We start from the raw sequence: 16,238 nt of genomic DNA, 5'->3' as shown, positions 1-16,238 counted from the left end.
CACGCGGAAACCGGTTGCCGGGCGCACAATGGCGGCGTGGGCGACGTCCTGATCGACCTCGGTGAGCAGCACGGCACGCTGCCGAGCGAGACCGTGGCGTCCCGTGGCCGGCCGCACCGCTTCCGGGCCGCTCTGGCCGCGCTCTCCGCCGTCCTGCTGGTCGTCCTGGGCGGCGCGGCGGCCCGGGCGGCGCCCCTCGGACCGGTCATCGTGCCGGCCCGCCTCGGCGACAACATGTTCGTCGAGCAGGACCGTCTCTACGTCGTCAGCGCCGGCCCCGACGCCGACGACCCGGCCATCCAGCACAAGATCGTCAGCACGTACGCGCTGCCGACCGGGAAGCTGCAGTCGCGTACCACGGTCGCCGTCACCGGGGCGATCTTCCAGGTCACCTCGGTGGGGTCGACGGTGCTGGTGTCGTACCAGGTCGACACCGTCGGCGCCGAGGCGACGGTGGCCCTCGCCGCCGGCACCGACCGGGCGCTCTGGCGGGCCCCGGCCCGGCTGCTGAGCGTCTCGGTGCCGGACAACCTGGTGCTGCTGCGGGAGAACAGCCCGCAGTACGGCGACCTGCACTGGTTCGGCCTCGACCTGGTCACCGGACGCACCCGCTGGTCCTTCGAGCAGCCGTCCCAGGGATACACGACCCCGGCCGCCCTCACCGACGGCTTCCCGCGCCGGCTCATCACGGCGACCACGGACGGGCACATCGAGGTCCGCGACACCACGACCGGCACGCTGGTCACCGAGGGCGACGCCGAGGCGCCGTCCGGCTGGTCCCGGCGCGGCATCACCGTGTGGCCCTCCGGTGACCTGATCCTCATCGGGGGGCTCGGCGGGATCACCGCGTACACCCTGGCCGGGCTCGTCCCGCGCTGGCACAGCACCGTCGAGCTGTCCGGGCGCTGGGTGCAGGACTGCCTCGACGCCATCTGCGTCTTCGGCTATCGCGGCGGGGTCCAGGCCCTCGACCCCGGCACCGGCCGGCTGCGCTGGACCGAGAAGCGCTGGACGACAGCCGCCGAAGCCGGGTCGTATCTGCTGGTCAGCGGCAACGAAGGGCTGGAAGGCAGCTATCCGCTGGCGGTGGTCGAGCCGGATACCGGTGCCGTGCACGGCGACTTCGGGGCCTGGCGGGCCGCCGGGCCGCCCCGGGCCGACGGGACCGTGGTGGGGCTGCGGCAGCGCATCGGCGACGACATCGTCTTCTACGCGCTGCTCGACCCGGCGCGGCTCACCGTACGGGTGCTCGGCACCGCCACCACCGTCTCCGGGGACTGCCAGGCCACAACCGACGTGCTCGTCTGCCGCCGCATCGACGCCGCCGTCGCAATCTGGCCCCTGACCGAGTAGTAACTGCCCGGTAGCCTGCACTCACGGCCTCTTTACGGGCCGGCGGCAAGGCTGTGCGGTGGATCCACATTTTTTCGAACGCGGAGGGCCCCGGGTGCGCGTGCTGGTGGTGGAAGACGAGCGGAACCTCTGTGACGCGATCGCCCGGGGGCTGCGCCGCAAGGGGATGGCGGTCGACGTCGCGTACGACGGACTGACCGGGCACGAGATGGCGTACGTGACGCGCTACGACGTCGTCGTGCTGGACCGGGACCTGCCCGGCATGCACGGCGACGAGATCTGCGCCGCCCTGGTCGCCTCCGGGGCGCTGACCCGGGTGCTGATGCTCACGGCCAGCGTCACCGTGGCCGACCGGGTCGAGGGGCTGCAGCTCGGCGCCGACGACTACCTGCCCAAGCCGTTCGCGTTCGAGGAGCTCGTGGCCCGCGTCCAGGCCCTCGGCCGGCGGGCCACCCCGGCCGCGCCGCCGGTGCTGACCGTCGGCGACCTGATCCTCGACCAGGCCCGGCGGGTGGTCACCCGCGGCGGCGCCCCGATCGACCTGACCAACAAGGAGTTCGGCGTCCTCGAGGAGCTGCTCAAGGCGCGCGGCGGGGTGGTCTCCAGCGAGGAGCTGCTCGAACGCGTCTGGGACGCCAACACCGACCCGTTCACCACCACGGTCCGCGTCACCGTGATGACCCTGCGCAAGAAGGTCGGCGACCCGCCGCTGATCGAGACGGTGGTCGGCGCCGGCTACCGCGTGCCCGAACCGGTCGTCGTGCTGCCCGCCGGCGGCGCGGTATGACGGTCTACGCCAGCCGGCGCGAGAAGATGCGGCTGCGGCCCACCTTGCGGCTCCGGCTCACTCTGCTCAACGGCATCCTGCTGGTCGGGGCCGGCGCCATCCTGGTGCTGCTGGCCTGGCTGCTCGTCGGCGACGCCCTGCACCCGTCGGACCAGCTGCAACCCGGCACCCAGGTGGTGCTCGACAACGGCACCCGCCTCGACGCGCTCACCTGGCAGACCCAGCTGGTCGACCGGGCGTCCCAGGAATTGCTGATCAAAGGCCTGATCGCGCTCTTCGCCATCGGCATCATCGGCATCGCGGGCGCGTACGCGGTGGCCGGCCGGGCGCTGCGCCCGCTGCACTTCGTGACGGCGACCGCGCAACGCCTCGGCGAGGAGACGCTGGACCAGCGCATCCGCTACTCCGGCGCGGACGACGAGGTGGCCGAGCTGGCCCGCACCTTCGACGCGATGCTGGACCGGCTGGCCGGGGCGTTCGAATCCCAGAAACGTTTCGTCGCCAACGCGTCCCACGAGCTGCGCACCCCGCTGGCGGTCATGCGCACCGAGATCGACGTGACGCTCAGCGACGACGAGGCCGACGTGGCCGAGTACCGCCGGATGGCCAAGGTCGTCCGCAACGCCTCCGAACGCGCGAACGGCCTGGTCGACGCGCTGCTGGTGCTGGCCCGCAGCGAGGCCCAGTCCGGGCGGCGGCTGGTCCGCAAGGTGCCGGCCGACCTGGCGACCAGCGTCTACAACGCGCTGTCAGCGGTCAAGGCCGAGGCGGAACGGATGAAACTCGACGTGACGACCGATCTGCAGGCGGCGCCGGTGGTCGGCGACCCGAGCCTGCTGGACCGGCTCGCGGGCAATCTGATCGAGAACGCGATCCGCTACAACCATCTGATGGGCAAGCTCTGGCTGCGCACCGAGAACGCGGACGGGCACGCCCGGCTGGTGGTGGGCAACACCGGCTATGAGGTGGAAGCGGGCGATGTGCCGGGGTTGTTCGAGCCGTTCCGCCGGGGTGGGTGGGAGCGGACCGGGTCCCGGGGGTCCGGTCTGGGGCTGTCCATCGTCCGGGCGGTCTGTGACGCTCACGGCGGAACTGTTTCGGCGGTTGCCCAGGCCGGTGGCGGGTTGGAGGTCTCCGTGCGGTTGCCGGCGGCCGACACCACTCCCGTTGTTGCCGCTTCCGCAACCGTCCCCCGGGCCAAGGGGCTTGGCGTCGCGCCCGGGTGAGGTTCCGCTGGGGGATCGGTGTCAGGCCGCGAGGCGCAGGTCGTTCTGGTCGGCTTGGCGGCGGATGGTGCGCCAGCGGGCGGTGGTGATGCCCAGTTGCGCCGCCAGGTCGGCTTCGGTGATGTCTGGCTGAGCGGCCTGGATCTTCGCGGCCGCTTCCAGCGTCTGGGCCGGGGTCCGGCGGGGTCTGGTCGGGGGCTTCGCGTCGTTTGTCGCCTTGGTGGCCTTGGCGGCGGCGGGTTTGGTGGTCGGCGAAGGGACCGGTGCGGTGACCCTGCCCTGGCGGGTCAGGGTGGGAGTGAAGGCGGAGACCTCGGCGCCGCGAGTTTTCGGCAGGCTCTTGCGTGGCAGTGCTGCCGCTACCTCGGCCAGTGCTGCCGTTGTCGTGGGGCCGCGGCGGGCGTTGCCGGCCGAGGGCACAGGGATGAGGCCGGGCAGTCCCAGGCTGTCGTCCGGGGCCGTGTCAGCGCTCAGCGGGAGAGGTGTGGCGCGGGCTTCGTTCTCCAGGGTGGTGATGCGGCCGGCCAGTTCGACGAGGCAGATGCTGGCCACGACGATCAGGCCGTCCACCGACAGGGGCAGAAGGTAGGGGGAGGCGCCGGTTTCGCCGTAGCGGGCTGCCACGCCCGCCATGTGCCAGTAGGAGACCCAGGCCGCGATGCCGGCGATCGTCGCCGTGGCGATCAGGCGGGCGAAGGCCAGGGAGCGGCGGTGGACCGGGACCCGCGAGATCAGCTCGACCGTCAGCAGCAGGGCGAGCGGCGGCCAGGCGGCGATCGCCTGGCTGATCGGGTTGTCCAGGGCGTGCAGAATGTTCGCGACCACGGAGGCCGCGACGCCCAGGACCAGGGTCGCTCGCACGGCCCAGCGGACACGGCGAAGTTGCGGGAGTACCACCGGACGCTCCTTGCCAGCTCGAAACGAAGAACCGGGACCCGTGCGGGACCCGGCCGATCATCCTGTCGCGTCGATGTTTCGGTACGGCATCGATGAGCGCAACCGGATAGACCGCGTCGCGTTCGTGTCAGGAGCGATGCGAACGTGTGACGCGGCCTACCGGCGTGTCAGTTTGACTTCTTCTCGACCTGGCCGCGCAGCTTGATGAACTCCTTCTTGGCGTCGCTCAGCGAGGTGAAGTACCAGAACAGCAGGCCGGAGCTGCCCTCGTCGGCCCAGCCGCACATCGCCAGGGGTGCCCCTCCGGCGTTACCCTTGGCGCACTTCGCCACGCCGCCCAGCGGTCCGGCCGGGATACTGGCCACGCCGGTCAGGTTCAGCTCGGAAACCCCTCGTCCGGTGAAGGCGCTGTCCAGCTCCTTCTTCGGGTTGGGCACCAGTGTCTTGGCCGCCACCACCACGACGATGTCCTGCTTCGCCGGCCGGCCGTAGAGCGCCCCGACGGTCTGGGTGGCGCCGGGCACCAGCGCGAGACTGTTCTCGAGCTGCTCGACGCGGTCCGCGAAGGCCGGGTCGGTCACCTTGGGCCGGCCGCCCAGCGTCTTCGGCTCGACGATGCTGATCTCGGCCGTGGGCGCGACCGGCTCGGTCGGCCGGGCCGGCTCAGTCGTCGGGGTCGTCGGGGCGGCCGAGGAGATGGCGTCGGCGATGCCCTCGGCGGTGTTACGGCCGGCCAGGTAGACGGCGGTGCCGCCACCGACGCAGAGGACCAGCACCAGCGCGATCGACACCAGGGTGATCGGCAGCGCCCGCGACTTCTTCTTCGGCGGCGGGAAGCCCGGCATCGGCCCGGTCTGCGGGTAGCCGGGCTGGGGGTAGCCCGGCTGCGGGTAGCCGGTCTGGGCGTACTCCGGCTGGTTGTAGTCGACCTGGGTGTACTCCGGCTGGGGATACGACGGTGGCCCGTAGGCCGGTTGCGAGGGATATCCCGGCTGCGGCGGCACCGAGGACGGCACGTCGGGGTTCGGCTGGCCCGGATACGGCTGGCCGGGATACCCCGGCTGGCCCGGGTACGGCTGCCCCGATCCCGGCGGACTCGACCAGGGCTGGCCGGGCTGGGGCTGGCCGGGCTGGGGCTGGCCGGGCTGGGGCTGGCCGGGGTAGGGCTGGCCCGAGTAGGGCTGGTTCGGCGGCTGCGACATCAACGCTCCATCGATCGGGCTACAGCACGAGGGAGCCTAGTCGTCCGCCCCGGCCGGTGGTCATCGGCGTACCGGCTGGTTGCCGCGGTACGGAAGACGTCCCCGGGCCCAGGACGGGCACGGGGACGTCGATCCGTTCACAGACAGCGCGTCAGGCGGGCACGCTCGCCACACCCGGCGGCAGGAAACGCTTGCCGGTCACGCGCTCCGAGGTGCCGCTGCGGTCCAGGTACGGCGTCACGCCACCCAGGTGGAACGGCCAGCCGGCGCCCAGCAGCATGCACAGGTCGATGTCCTGCGCCTCGGCCACCACGCCCTCGTCCAGCATCAGCCGGATCTCCTGCGCCAGCGCGTCCAGCGCCTGGCGGCGTACCTCGTCACCGGTCAGCGGGGCGGAACCGCCCTCGACCAGCTTGACCACCTCGGGGTTGATCTCGTCGTCGACCATCAGCGGCAGGCCGGCGTCGACGATCTTGCGGAGGTTGGGACTGTCGCCGAAACGGTCCGGGAACGCCCGGTGCAGCGTCTCGCCCACGTGGAGACCGACCGCCGGGCCGACGAGCTGCAGCAGCGCGATCGGGCGCATCGGCAGGCCCAGCGGGTCCAGCGCCGTGTCGACCACGTCCAGCGGGGTGCCGGCGTCGATCGCGTGGAAGATCGCGCTGGTGAAGCGGGTCAGCAGCCGGTTGACCACGAACGCCGGGGCGTCCTTGACCAGCACCGACGACTTGCGCAGCTCCTTGCCGACCGCGAACGCCGTGGCCAGCGTCGCGTCGTCGGTGCGCTCGCCCTTGATGATCTCCAGCAGCGGCAGCACCGCGACCGGGTTGAAGAAGTGGAAGCCGACGACCCGCTCGGGGTGCTCCAGGTCGGCCGCCATCTCGGTCACCGACAGCGAGGAGGTGTTGGTCGCCAGGATCGCCTCGGGCGTGACGATCTTCTCCAGCTCGGCCCAGATCTGCTTCTTCAGGTCGAGGTTCTCGAAGACGGCCTCGATCACGAAGTCGGCGTCGGCGAAGACGGACTTGTCGACCGAGCCGCTGACCAGGCCGCGCAGCTTGGCCGCGGTGCCCTCGTCCATCCGGCCCTTGCCGACCATCTTGTCGATCTGGCCGCGGACGTAGTCGACGCCCTTGTCCACCCGGGTCTGGTCCAGGTCGGTCATGACCACCGGCACCTGCAGGCGGCGGGCGAACAGCAGGGCCAGCTGCGAGGCCATCAGGCCGGCGCCGACGATGCCCACCTTGGTGACCTTGCGGGCCAGCGACTTGTCCGGCACGCCCACCGGACGCTTCGCGCGGCGCTGCACCAGGTCGAACGCGTACAGGCTGGCGCGGGACTCGTCGCCCATGATCAGGTCGGCGAGCGTCTGGGTCTCCGCGGCGGTGCCGTCGGAGAACGACGCGTCCTTGGCCAGCGCGAGCAGCTCCAGGGCCTTGTTGGCCGACGGGACCGCGCCGTGCAGGCGCTCGTCGAGCTGCTGCTTGGCGAAGAAGAGCACGCCCTCCCACATGTCCTTGTCGACCTCGGGGCGTTCGACCGTGACCTCGCCCTTGACGACGCCGGTGGCCCACTCCAGCGAGCGCTCGAGGAAGTCGGCCGCCTCGAAGAGCTCGTCGGCGATGCCCAGCTCGCGGGCCTGCTTCGGCCGGAGCACCTTCTGGGTCAGCGGGTTCTGCAGGATCACCTGGGCCGCGCCCGGCACGCCGATCAGGTTGGGCAGCAGCTGGCTGCCGCCCCAGCCGGGGATCAGGCCGATCGCGACCTCGGGCAGGCCCAGGGCCGCGGCACCGGTCGACACCGTGCGGTAGTGGCAGTGCAGCGAGACCTCGAGGCCACCGCCGAGCGCCGCGCCGTTGATGAACGCGAACGTCGGGATGCTGCTGTTCTTGAGCCGGGCGAAGACCGAGTGCCCCAGCTCGCCGAGGGCGACAGCCTGCTCCCGCTGGGTGATGAACGGCATGCCGGTGATGTCGGCGCCGACACAGAAGATGTACGGCTTGCCGGTCAGCGCGATGAACGCCGGCTCGGCCTCGGTGGCCTTGGTGATCGCCTCGTCGAGCGAGCGCAGCCCGGCCGGGCCGAAGCTGTTCGGCTTCTTGTAGTCGAGGCCGTTGTCGAGGGTGATCAGCGCGGCGGGCTTGTCCAGCCCGGGCACTCTCACGAGACGCAGCAGCGCCTTGGTCACGACCTCGTTCGGGTATTCAGGCAGAGCCGTGGTCACTTGTCCGCACCTTCCCAGTGGGGGTTCTCCCAGATCACAGTGCCGCCCATGCCGATGCCGATGCACATGGCGTTGATGCCGTACCGCACCTCGGGGTGCTCGGCGAAGTGCCGGGCCAGCTGGGTCATCAGCCGCACGCCGGAGCTGGCCAGCGGGTGGCCGATGGCGATCGCGCCGCCCCACGGGTTGACCCGCGGGTCGTCGTCGGCGATGCCGAAGTGGTCGAGGAACGCCAGGACCTGCACGGCGAAGGCCTCGTTGAGCTCGAACAGGCCGATGTCGTCGATGGTCAGGCCGGCCAGGCGCAGGGCCTTCTCCGTGGACGGGATCGGGCCGTACCCCATGACCTCGGGCTCGACGCCGACGAAGCCGTAGCTGACCAGCCGCATGGCGACCGGCAGGCCCAGCTCGCGGGCGGTGTCCTCGCTGGCCAGCAGGGCCGCGGTGGCGCCGTCGTTGAGGCCGGCCGCGTTGCCCGCGGTGACCTTGCCGTGCGGGCGGAACGGGGTCTTGAGGCCGGCGAGCTTGGCCATCGAGGTCTCCCGCGGCGCCTCGTCGGCGGTGGCCAGGCCCCAGCCCTGCTCGGCGTCGCGCACGGCCACCGGGACCAGGTCGGGCTGGAGCTTGCCGTTCGCGTACGCCTTGGCCGTCTTCTCCTGCGAGGCCAAACCGAACGCGTCGGCCCGCTCCTTGGTGATGCCCGGCAGCCGGTCGTGCAGATTCTCCGCCGTGGCCCCCATGACCAGGGCGGACGGGTCGACCAGCTTCTCGGCCAGGATCCGCGGGTTCGGGTCGACGCCCTCGCCCATCGGGTGCCGGCCCATGTGCTCGACCCCGCCGGCGATGGCGACGTCGTAGGCGCCCATGGCGATGCCGCCGGCGACGTTGGTCACCGCGGTCATGGCGCCGGCGCACATCCGGTCGATGGCGTAGCCGGGCACGGTCTTGGGCAGCCCGGACAGCAGGGCGGCGGTGCGGCCGATGGTCAGGCCCTGGTCGCCGATCTGCGTGGTGGCGGCGATGGCCACCTCGTCCACCCGCTCGGGCGGCAGCTGCGGATTGCGCCGCATCAGCTCGCGGATGCAGCGGATCACCAGATCGTCGGCGCGGGTCTCGGCATACATGCCGCCCGCCTTGCCGAACGGGGTGCGGACGCCGTCGACGAAGACGACCTCACGGCTTACTCGGGGCACAACAAGCCTCCTTGCAGGCGGGGACTTCATGCTACTCGCCGGTAACATTGTTGCCTACCCGGCTCCCGCTTTGAAGCTATGTGAGAAATCGAATTCCCGGGGGCGGGGGGTCGAGGTCGGGGTCGGGGTCGGGTCGAGATCAAGGTCGAGATCAAGGTCGAGATCAACGTCATGTCGTGCCTGGTTGCATGGTGCTGACCGTCGCTCCCGCCGAGACCGGTCGCTGCGCTCCCTGCCATGTGCGGGACCACTCGCCCTCGCCCGCCCAGCGGGCACTCCCGGCTACGCCTCCACCCTCGGCTACGCCTCCACCCTCGGCTACGCCTCCACTCCAGCGCCCGCCGAGCGCCCCGCCTCCCGCCCAGCCTCGCCCATGCCCGCCTACCTCGCGCCCGCCTGACCTCACCCCGCCTCGCCTCGCCTGCCCTCTCCCCGCCTCGCCTCGCGCTCGCCTGCCCTCTCCCGCCTCGCCTCGCGCCTGGCCTCTGGTGGGGAGATCTTGGTAAGAAATGGCCGCTATAGGGGCCAAATCTTTCCAAGATCTGCCGACGGGCCTCCAGGGCGAGAACCGCTGGGCGGATGGGGCACCTGCCGGGAGTGGAGTCCAACGAGGCTTGGTCGTCGAGGAGGTCGGCCGCCCAGCGTCGAGACCCATTCCCGCTGGCCGGCTGGTTACAGGTGAAAAAGAGCCCGCCGCGACCGGCGAGCGGTCACGGCGGGCGAGATGCGGATCAGTCGGCCGGCGGCGGTGGGGCGGCCGGGGGTGGCTCTGGGAGGACCTTGGCGATGCCGTCGGCGATCAGGCCTACCTGCCAGTTCCGGGCGCCGAAGCCGCGCAGCGTGTCTGCCACCGTCTGCGGCGTCACGTCCTCCGGCGGGGACCAGGCCAGCCGGCGGATGAAGTCCGGGCTGATCAGGTTCTCCGGGGGCAGGGTGTGTGCTTCGGCCGTACCGATCACGACCTGCCGGCAGCGCTGCAACCGGGCCGCCGCGACCGGGTCCCGCTCGGCCCAGCGGTGCGGCGGGGGCGGGCCGTCGACCGGCACGTTCACCGGCAGCTCTTCGTCCGGCAGCGCGCGGGCCGCGTCCAGGGCGTCCAGCCACACCCGGGCCAGCCGGCGCACCGACCGGCCACCGAAGCCCGGCAGGGCCAGCAGTGCGCGTTCGTCCTTCGGGTCCAGCTCGGCCGCGGCGATGATCGCCGAGTCGGGCAGCACCCGGCCCGGCGCCGAGTCACGGCGGGCCGCCACGCCGTCGCGGGCGTACCAGAGGGCGCGGACCCGGGACTGGGCGCGGGCGCCGCGGACCCGGTGGATGCCGGAGGTGCGCCGCCACGGGTCCGGCCGGCTGCGCGGCGGCCGGTCGGCGCTGGCCACCAGGGCCGCGAACTCCTCGGCCGCCCACGCCGACTTGCCCTGCCGTTCCAACTCCGCGGCCAGCAGATCGCGCAGGTCGGTGAGCAGCTCGACGTCCAGGGCGGCGTACGTCAGCCAGGACTCCGGCAGCGGCCGGGTCGACCAGTCCGCCGCCGAATGGTGCTTCTCCAGCGAGTAGCCGAGCAGCTGCTCGGTGAGCGCGGCCAGCCCGACCCGCTCGAAACCGGCCAGCCGGGCGGCCAGCTCGGTGTCGAACAGCCGGCGCGGCTTCATCCCCACCTCGGCCAGGCAGGCCAGATCCTGGCTGGCCGCGTGCAGCACCCACTCGGTCTCGGCCAGGGCCTCGTCCAGGGTGCGCAGGTCGTCCAGCGGCATCGGATCGATCAGCACCGTGCCGGCCCCGGCCCGGCGCAACTGCACCAGGTAGGCCTTCTGGGTGTAGCGGTAGCCGGACGCGCGCTCGGCGTCGACCGCCACCGGGCCGGAGCCCGAGGCCATCCGGGCGACCACTTCGGCCAGCTCATCGGCGGTCTCGACCGGCCGGGGCGTGCCGTCGCGGGGTGCGGTGAGGGGAACGGAGGTGCGGGCAGGTTCGCTCTCGGGACCGCCAGACATCGGGTCGGGCGGCACGGCGTGCGGTCCGTCCCCTGCTTGGTCCGGCGCGTCCCGACGGCGCAGGGGTGCTTCGTCGGTCACTCCGTAACCGTACGGGGGTACCGCCCCCGGTGTGCGCAGCCGGGTCCCGGCGCGTCGGGCCTCGATCCACTCCGGCCGCCGGCGGACCTGTTTCAAGAAAGCCCGCGTACGCCCGTCCGCGGACCCCTTTCCGTCCGTACTAGAGACCGGAGCGTCGATACCCGGGAGGCCCGCGCCGCATGACGACCGCCTACGACCCCTTCGGGGTGCCGGGCCCGCGCCGGCCACCGCAGGACCCGCTGCTCAGCCTGCCCGACCACCCGTCGGGCGAATGGGCCACCGCGCACCGGCCCGAGCCCCGGTTCGGTCATCCGCGCCCGGCGAGCCGGTTCGGTGCGCCGTACCTGCCGTCGCCGGACGGCGCGGCCGCGTACCCGGTGGTGGCTGATCCAGCGACCGAGCCGGCCGTGCTCAACGGCCGCGGCCGTAGCCGGCTGATGACGATGGTCCTGGTCCTGGTGCTGCTCCTGGTGGCCGGCTGGCAGGCCTGGCGGCTCGACCGGGTGGACAGCCGGCTCGGCGCCAGCGCGGACCAGCTGGCCGGCGCGCTGCAACGCCAGGACCAGCTCACCGAGCGGGCCGACAAGCTCGAGCAGAAGCTCGCCGCGGTCTTCGACCCCGAGGCGATCTCGTCGTCGGTGTTGCCGAGCGTCTTCCGGGTCCGGGCCGGCAACTTCACCGGTACGGCGTTCTCGGTCGGCGACAAAGCGGCCGAAGGCCAGGCCAACCTGCTGACGAACTTCCACGTGGTCGAATCGGTGTGGAACTCCGGCGCGCGCAAGGTCTTCCTGGAACGCGGCAAGGACGAGGTGACCGCGACCATCGTCAAGGTCAGCAAGGGCAACGACCTGGCCCTGCTGCGCGCCAACCGCAAGATCGCCGGCCTGGAGACCGCGCCGGCCACGGTCAAACCGGGTCAGCAGGTGGTGGTGGTCGGCGCGCCGCTGGGCCTGGAGGACACGGTGACGACCGGGGTGGTGAGCGCGTACCGGCCGGACGACTCGGAAGGCCCGACGATCCAGTTCGACGCCCCGATCAACCCGGGCAACTCCGGCGGGCCGGTGGTGAACAGCGCGGACGAGGTGATCGGGCTGGCCACGGCCAAAGCCCGGGACGCGGAAGGCATCGGCCTGGCCGTCCCGATCAAGACCGCCTGCGACACCTTCAAGATCTGTTAGTTGGCGCCCGCTCGTTGGCGGTTGCCGAGGGCGGTCACGCCTGGTGGGGGCAGGCCGGCGGTGGAGGCGAGCATCGTGCACCAGCCCTGCAGGTGAGCGCCCAGGTCGTCCGAGGTCGGGGTCCAGGAGGCGCGGATCTCCAGGTCGGCCGTCGGGGCCGGGCCGGCCAGCTCGCCGAAGCGGGTCGACGTCGTCTGGGTGATCGTGCCGCCGATCGCCGTGTAGGCCGCCGCGTGCTGCTCCAGGCCGTCGGTGAGCCAGGTCCACGCCACCGCCGGCAGCAGCGGATCGCCGGCCATGTCCGACTCCAGCTCCGCCGTGATCAGCGTGACCAGCCGCAGGTTGCCCTGCCAGGCGTCGTGGCCGGCCGGGTCGTGCAGCAGGATCAGCCGGCCGCTGGCCACCTCGTCACCGTCGCGCAGGACGGTGGCGCTCAGCGCGAAGCCGTACGGGGCCAGCCGCTGCGGCGCCGCGATCTCCTCGAGCAGGATCTCCTCGCGGGGCGCGGCAGCCCGCAGCCCGGTGACGGCGCGGGTGAACGCCTCGGGTGCGGCGGACGTGGGACCCATGCCTCGAAGCCTATGCCGATCACCGCGGTACCGGCCCGCGCGGCGCGCCGCACGACGCCGTTCACTCACGTGGCACGATGTCGCGGGTGACCACGATCCTCGAAGATTCGGCGTTCGTCCGGGCCTGCCGCGGCCTGCCGGTGCCGCACACGCCCGTCTGGTTCATGCGACAAGCGGGCCGCTCGCTGCCCGAATACCGCAAGATCCGCGCGGGGGTCGGGATGCTCGAGTCCTGCCGCCGGCCGGACCTGGTCACCGAGATCACCCTGCAGCCGGTACGCCGGCACGGCGTCGACGCCGCGATCCTGTTCAGCGACATCGTGGTGCCGCTGGCCGCGGCCGGCGTCGACCTGGACATCGTGGCCGGCACCGGCCCGGTGGTGGCCGAGCCGATCCGTACGGCCGCCGACGTGGCCCGGCTGCGCCCGCTGGAGCCGGCGGACGTCGGCTACGTCGACGAGGCTGTGCGCCTGCTGGTGCCCGAGCTCGGCCCGATCCCGCTGATCGGGTTCGCCGGGGCGCCGTTCACCCTGGCCAGCTACCTGATCGAGGGCGGACCGTCCCGGACCTACCTGAAGACCAAGGCGATGATGTACGGCGAGCCGGACCTCTGGCACGCCCTGCTGGCCAAGCTGGCCGACATCACCCTGGCGTTCCTGCGGGTCCAGGCCGGGGCCGGGGTGAGCGCGGTCCAGCTCTTCGACTCGTGGGCGGGCGCGCTGTCCGAGGCCGACTACCGCCGGTACGTGCTGCCGCACTCGGCCAAGGTGCTGGGCGGGCTGGCCGGGGCCGGGGTGCCGCGGATCCATTTCGGGGTGGGCACGGCCGTGCTGCTGCGGGCGATGGGTGAGGCCGGCGCCGACGTGGTCGGGGTGGACTGGCGGACCCCGCTGGACGAGGCGACGACGCTGATCGGGGCGGACAAGGCGGTCCAGGGCAACCTGGACCCGGCGATCCTGTTCGCGCCGTGGGAGGTCGTGGAGCGCGAGGCCCGCCGGGTGCTGGCCGAGGGCAAGGCGGCGCCGGGCCACATCTTCAACCTGGGCCACGGCGTGATGCCGGAAACCGACCCGGAGGTCCTCACCCGCCTGGTTGAGCTGATCCATTCTGTTTGATGGCTGTGTTGCTGGCCTCGCTCCGCTCGGCGGGCACTGCGCCCCACGAGGTCGGTGCCGAGGCCACCGAAAATGACTACGGCAAAGGGCGCCTGGTCATTTTCGGCGTCCTCGACACCGACGGGCGCAGCGCGACTCTGGTCGCGGTCGACCCGGGTGTGGTTGATGTGCCTGTCACATTGATGGACCCGGGTGGCCGGCGGGGTGCAGGGCCTGAGACTGTTGTTTCGTGCGGAAGCGGGTTGCGGTCGTCGGCGGCGGGATCGCCGGGCTGGCTGCTGCCGTGCGGATCAGGGACCGGGCGCCCGCCGACACCGAGATCATCATCTACGAGCAGTCCGGGCGGCTCGGTGGCAAGTTGCGCACCGGGGAGCTGGCCGGCTGCACCGTCGAGCGGGGCGCCGAGTCCTTCCTGGTCGGTGGGCCGGACGGCGGCGAGTCCGCAGCCGTGCGGTTCGTGCGGCGGCTCGGGTTGGGCGACCGCCTCGTGCACCCGTCCGCGATTCCGGCCGCCCTGGCGATCGGTGGCGCGTTGCAGCCGGTGCCCAAGGGGACGCTGGTCGGCGTACCCGGGGATCTGAGCCTGCTCGGCGCGGTCGCGCGGCCGGCCGCCGGCCTGGACCGCGACGAGGGCCGTCCGCTGCTCGATCCCGGCGCCGACGTCGCCGTGGGTGCGCTGGTCCGGGCCCGTTTCGGCGACGAGGTCGCCGACCGGCTGGTCGACCCGATGCTGGGCGGCGTGTACGCCGGTCGCGCCGACCGCCTCTCCCTGGCCACCACCATGCCCGCCCTGGCCCGCACCGCCCGCACGGAGCACACCCTGATCGCCGCCGTGCGTGCCGCCCAGGCCGCCGCCGCCCGCGTGCCCGGCCGCCCGGTCTTCGGCGCGGTCGACGGCGGGATGACGCAGCTGGTCGCGGCCGCGGCGGCCGCCACCGGCGCGCGGATCAGCCTGGGCCTGCCGGTCCGCGAGATCGCCCGCACCCCGCACGGCTGGCGGCTGCTGCTGGGCCCGGTCCCGGCGCCGCAGACCGACGATGTCGACGCCGTCGTGCTCGCCGTGCCGGCCAGGCCCGCCGCCCGCCTGCTCGCCGGGGTGGATTTGTCCGCCGCCGCCGAGATCGAGACGCTCGACTACGCCAGCGTGGCGCTGATCGCCATGGCGTTGCCGCCCGGCACTCCGCTGCCCGACCTGTCCGGTTTCCTCGTGCCGCCGACCGAAGGCACCCTGGTCAAGGCGGCCACGTTCTTCACCCACAAGTGGTCGCACCTGCGGCGCGAGCACGGTCCGGTGATCATCCGGGCCTCGCTGGGCCGGGCCGGTGAGGAGCAGCGGCTGCAACAGCCCGATCCCGTGCTGGCCGCGACCGCCCACGCCGAGCTGGGCCGGCTGCTCGGCGGCGAGCTGCCGCCGCCGGTGGAGACCTGGGTGCAACGCTGGGGTGGCGGCCTGCCGCAGTACGCCCCGGGGCACCTCGACCGGGTCGCCCTGGCCCGGGCGGCGCTCAGCGACCAGCCCGGCCTGGTCCTGGCCGGCGCCGCGTACGACGGGGTGGGCATTCCAGCTTGTGTGGCCAGCGGCGAGAGCGCCGCCGACGACGTCCTGAAACACCTGGAGGAACGATGACCGATCAGCCGCAGACGAATGCCGCGCGGGTCAAGGAGCTGAACGCGACGATCCGTTACACCATGTGGTCGGTCTTCAAGGTCGCGTCGCCGCTGCCGGCCCTGCGCGAGGATCTGGCCGGCGAGGTCGACGCGCTGTTCGAGCAGCTGCTCGGCAAGGACGTGGTGGTACGCGGCACGTACGACGTGGCCGGGCTGCGCGCCGACGCCGACATCATGGTGTGGTGGCACTCGGAGTCGCCGGACGCGCTGCAGGAGGCGTACGGGTTGTTCCGCCGGACGGCGCTGGGCCGCCACCTGGACCCGGTCTGGTCCCAGATGGCGCTGCACCGCCCGGCCGAGTTCAACAAGAGCCACCTGCCGGCGTTCCTGGCCGGCGAGGAGGCCCGCCCGTACATCTGCGTGTACCCGTTCGTCCGGTCCTACGAGTGGTATCTGCTGCCCGACGAGGAGCGGCGTTTCATGCTGGCCGAGCACGGCAAGATGGCCCGCGGCTACCCGGACGTGCGGGCCAACACGGTCGCGTCGTTCGCGCTGGGTGACTACGAGTGGATGCTGGCGTTCGAGGCCGACGAGCTGCACCGCATCGTCGACCTGATGCGTGACCTGCGGGCGTCGACCGCCCGCCGGCACGTCCGCGAGGAGGTGCCGTTCTACACCGGTCGCCGCCGTTCGGTCACCGAGCTCGTGGCTGCCCTGCCCTAGGTCGCGTTTCATAAAGCTTTGAGCCATTGGTTGATGGCGGCGACGGTGAGGGTGGCTTCGTAGCGCACGGCCAGCTTGTCGTATCTGGTGG

General features: G+C 72.3%; 13 protein-coding genes. 7 read left to right on the top strand and 6 right to left on the bottom strand.

Annotated elements, in window-relative coordinates; translation table 11 throughout:
- Nucleotides 1-36 precede the first annotated feature (36 nt).
- From ACWEOZ_RS22005 to ACWEOZ_RS21995, 3 genes are all read left to right on the top strand, one after another.
- The gene (locus ACWEOZ_RS22005; RefSeq protein WP_451912546.1) at nucleotides 37-1,353 is read left to right on the top strand and encodes a hypothetical protein; all 1,317 of its coding nucleotides are present in this window, start codon (nucleotides 37-39) and stop codon (nucleotides 1,351-1,353) included.
- A gap of 94 nt (nucleotides 1,354-1,447) precedes the next feature.
- Complete coding sequence (locus ACWEOZ_RS22000; protein ID WP_360549584.1) at nucleotides 1,448-2,140, top strand: response regulator transcription factor; 693 nt, start codon at nucleotides 1,448-1,450, stop codon at nucleotides 2,138-2,140.
- Entirely contained in the window at nucleotides 2,137-3,366 is a 1,230-nt protein-coding gene (locus ACWEOZ_RS21995; RefSeq protein WP_451912545.1) for a sensor histidine kinase, read from the top strand. Before ACWEOZ_RS22000 ends, ACWEOZ_RS21995 begins: the two co-directional genes overlap by 4 nt.
- Before the next feature lie 21 nt (nucleotides 3,367-3,387).
- On the opposite strand, the gene ACWEOZ_RS21990 is transcribed toward ACWEOZ_RS21995, so the two are convergent.
- From ACWEOZ_RS21990 to ACWEOZ_RS21970, 5 genes are all read right to left on the bottom strand, one after another.
- The gene (locus ACWEOZ_RS21990) at nucleotides 3,388-4,227 is read right to left on the bottom strand and encodes a DUF2637 domain-containing protein (RefSeq protein ID WP_451912544.1); all 840 of its coding nucleotides are present in this window, start codon (nucleotides 4,225-4,227) and stop codon (nucleotides 3,388-3,390) included.
- Between the two features lie 203 nt (nucleotides 4,228-4,430).
- A complete protein-coding gene (locus ACWEOZ_RS21985; RefSeq protein WP_451912543.1) occupies nucleotides 4,431-5,465 on the bottom strand; it encodes a hypothetical protein in 1,035 nt (344 codons plus the stop codon).
- Nucleotides 5,466-5,616: 151 nt separating this feature from the next.
- Entirely contained in the window at nucleotides 5,617-7,677 is a 2,061-nt protein-coding gene (locus ACWEOZ_RS21980; RefSeq protein WP_451912653.1) for a 3-hydroxyacyl-CoA dehydrogenase NAD-binding domain-containing protein, read from the bottom strand.
- A gap of 8 nt (nucleotides 7,678-7,685) precedes the next feature.
- Nucleotides 7,686-8,882, bottom strand: coding sequence for a thiolase family protein (locus tag ACWEOZ_RS21975; RefSeq protein ID WP_451912542.1), 1,197 nt, complete (start codon nucleotides 8,880-8,882; stop codon nucleotides 7,686-7,688).
- Between the two features lie 731 nt (nucleotides 8,883-9,613).
- Nucleotides 9,614-10,954 carry a ribonuclease D gene (locus ACWEOZ_RS21970; protein ID WP_451912541.1) on the bottom strand — a complete coding sequence of 447 codons (1,341 nt, stop codon included), beginning with the start codon at nucleotides 10,952-10,954 and terminating at the stop codon, nucleotides 9,614-9,616.
- 179 nt (nucleotides 10,955-11,133) lie between these two features.
- Between ACWEOZ_RS21970 and ACWEOZ_RS21965 the strand changes: the two genes are divergently transcribed.
- Entirely contained in the window at nucleotides 11,134-12,132 is a 999-nt protein-coding gene (locus ACWEOZ_RS21965) for a S1C family serine protease (RefSeq protein WP_451912540.1), read from the top strand.
- Here the strand turns inward: ACWEOZ_RS21965 and ACWEOZ_RS21960 are convergent.
- Nucleotides 12,129-12,701: a DUF3000 domain-containing protein gene (locus ACWEOZ_RS21960; RefSeq protein WP_451912539.1), complete on the bottom strand. Its 573-nt coding sequence runs from the start codon at nucleotides 12,699-12,701 to the stop codon at nucleotides 12,129-12,131. The two genes, ACWEOZ_RS21965 and ACWEOZ_RS21960, sit on opposite strands and share 4 nt — an antisense overlap.
- Nucleotides 12,702-12,787: 86 nt before the next feature.
- Between ACWEOZ_RS21960 and hemE the strand changes: the two genes are divergently transcribed.
- The 3 genes from hemE (at nucleotide 12,788) to hemQ (ending at nucleotide 16,147) form a co-directional block, all read left to right on the top strand.
- Complete coding sequence (hemE, locus tag ACWEOZ_RS21955; RefSeq protein ID WP_451912538.1) at nucleotides 12,788-13,816, top strand: uroporphyrinogen decarboxylase; 1,029 nt, start codon at nucleotides 12,788-12,790, stop codon at nucleotides 13,814-13,816.
- 229 nt (nucleotides 13,817-14,045) lie between these two features.
- The gene (gene hemG, locus ACWEOZ_RS21950) at nucleotides 14,046-15,443 is read left to right on the top strand and encodes a protoporphyrinogen oxidase (protein ID WP_451912537.1); all 1,398 of its coding nucleotides are present in this window, start codon (nucleotides 14,046-14,048) and stop codon (nucleotides 15,441-15,443) included.
- Nucleotides 15,440-16,147 carry a hydrogen peroxide-dependent heme synthase gene (gene hemQ / locus ACWEOZ_RS21945; RefSeq protein WP_451912536.1) on the top strand — a complete coding sequence of 236 codons (708 nt, stop codon included), beginning with the start codon at nucleotides 15,440-15,442 and terminating at the stop codon, nucleotides 16,145-16,147. Before hemG ends, hemQ begins: the two co-directional genes overlap by 4 nt.
- Nucleotides 16,148-16,238: the final 91 nt, after the last annotated feature.

The organism is Actinoplanes sp. NPDC004185 (assembly GCF_053603475.1).
Note: the sequence above shows the minus strand (reverse complement) of the source record. Positions and strands in the feature narration are given on the sequence as shown.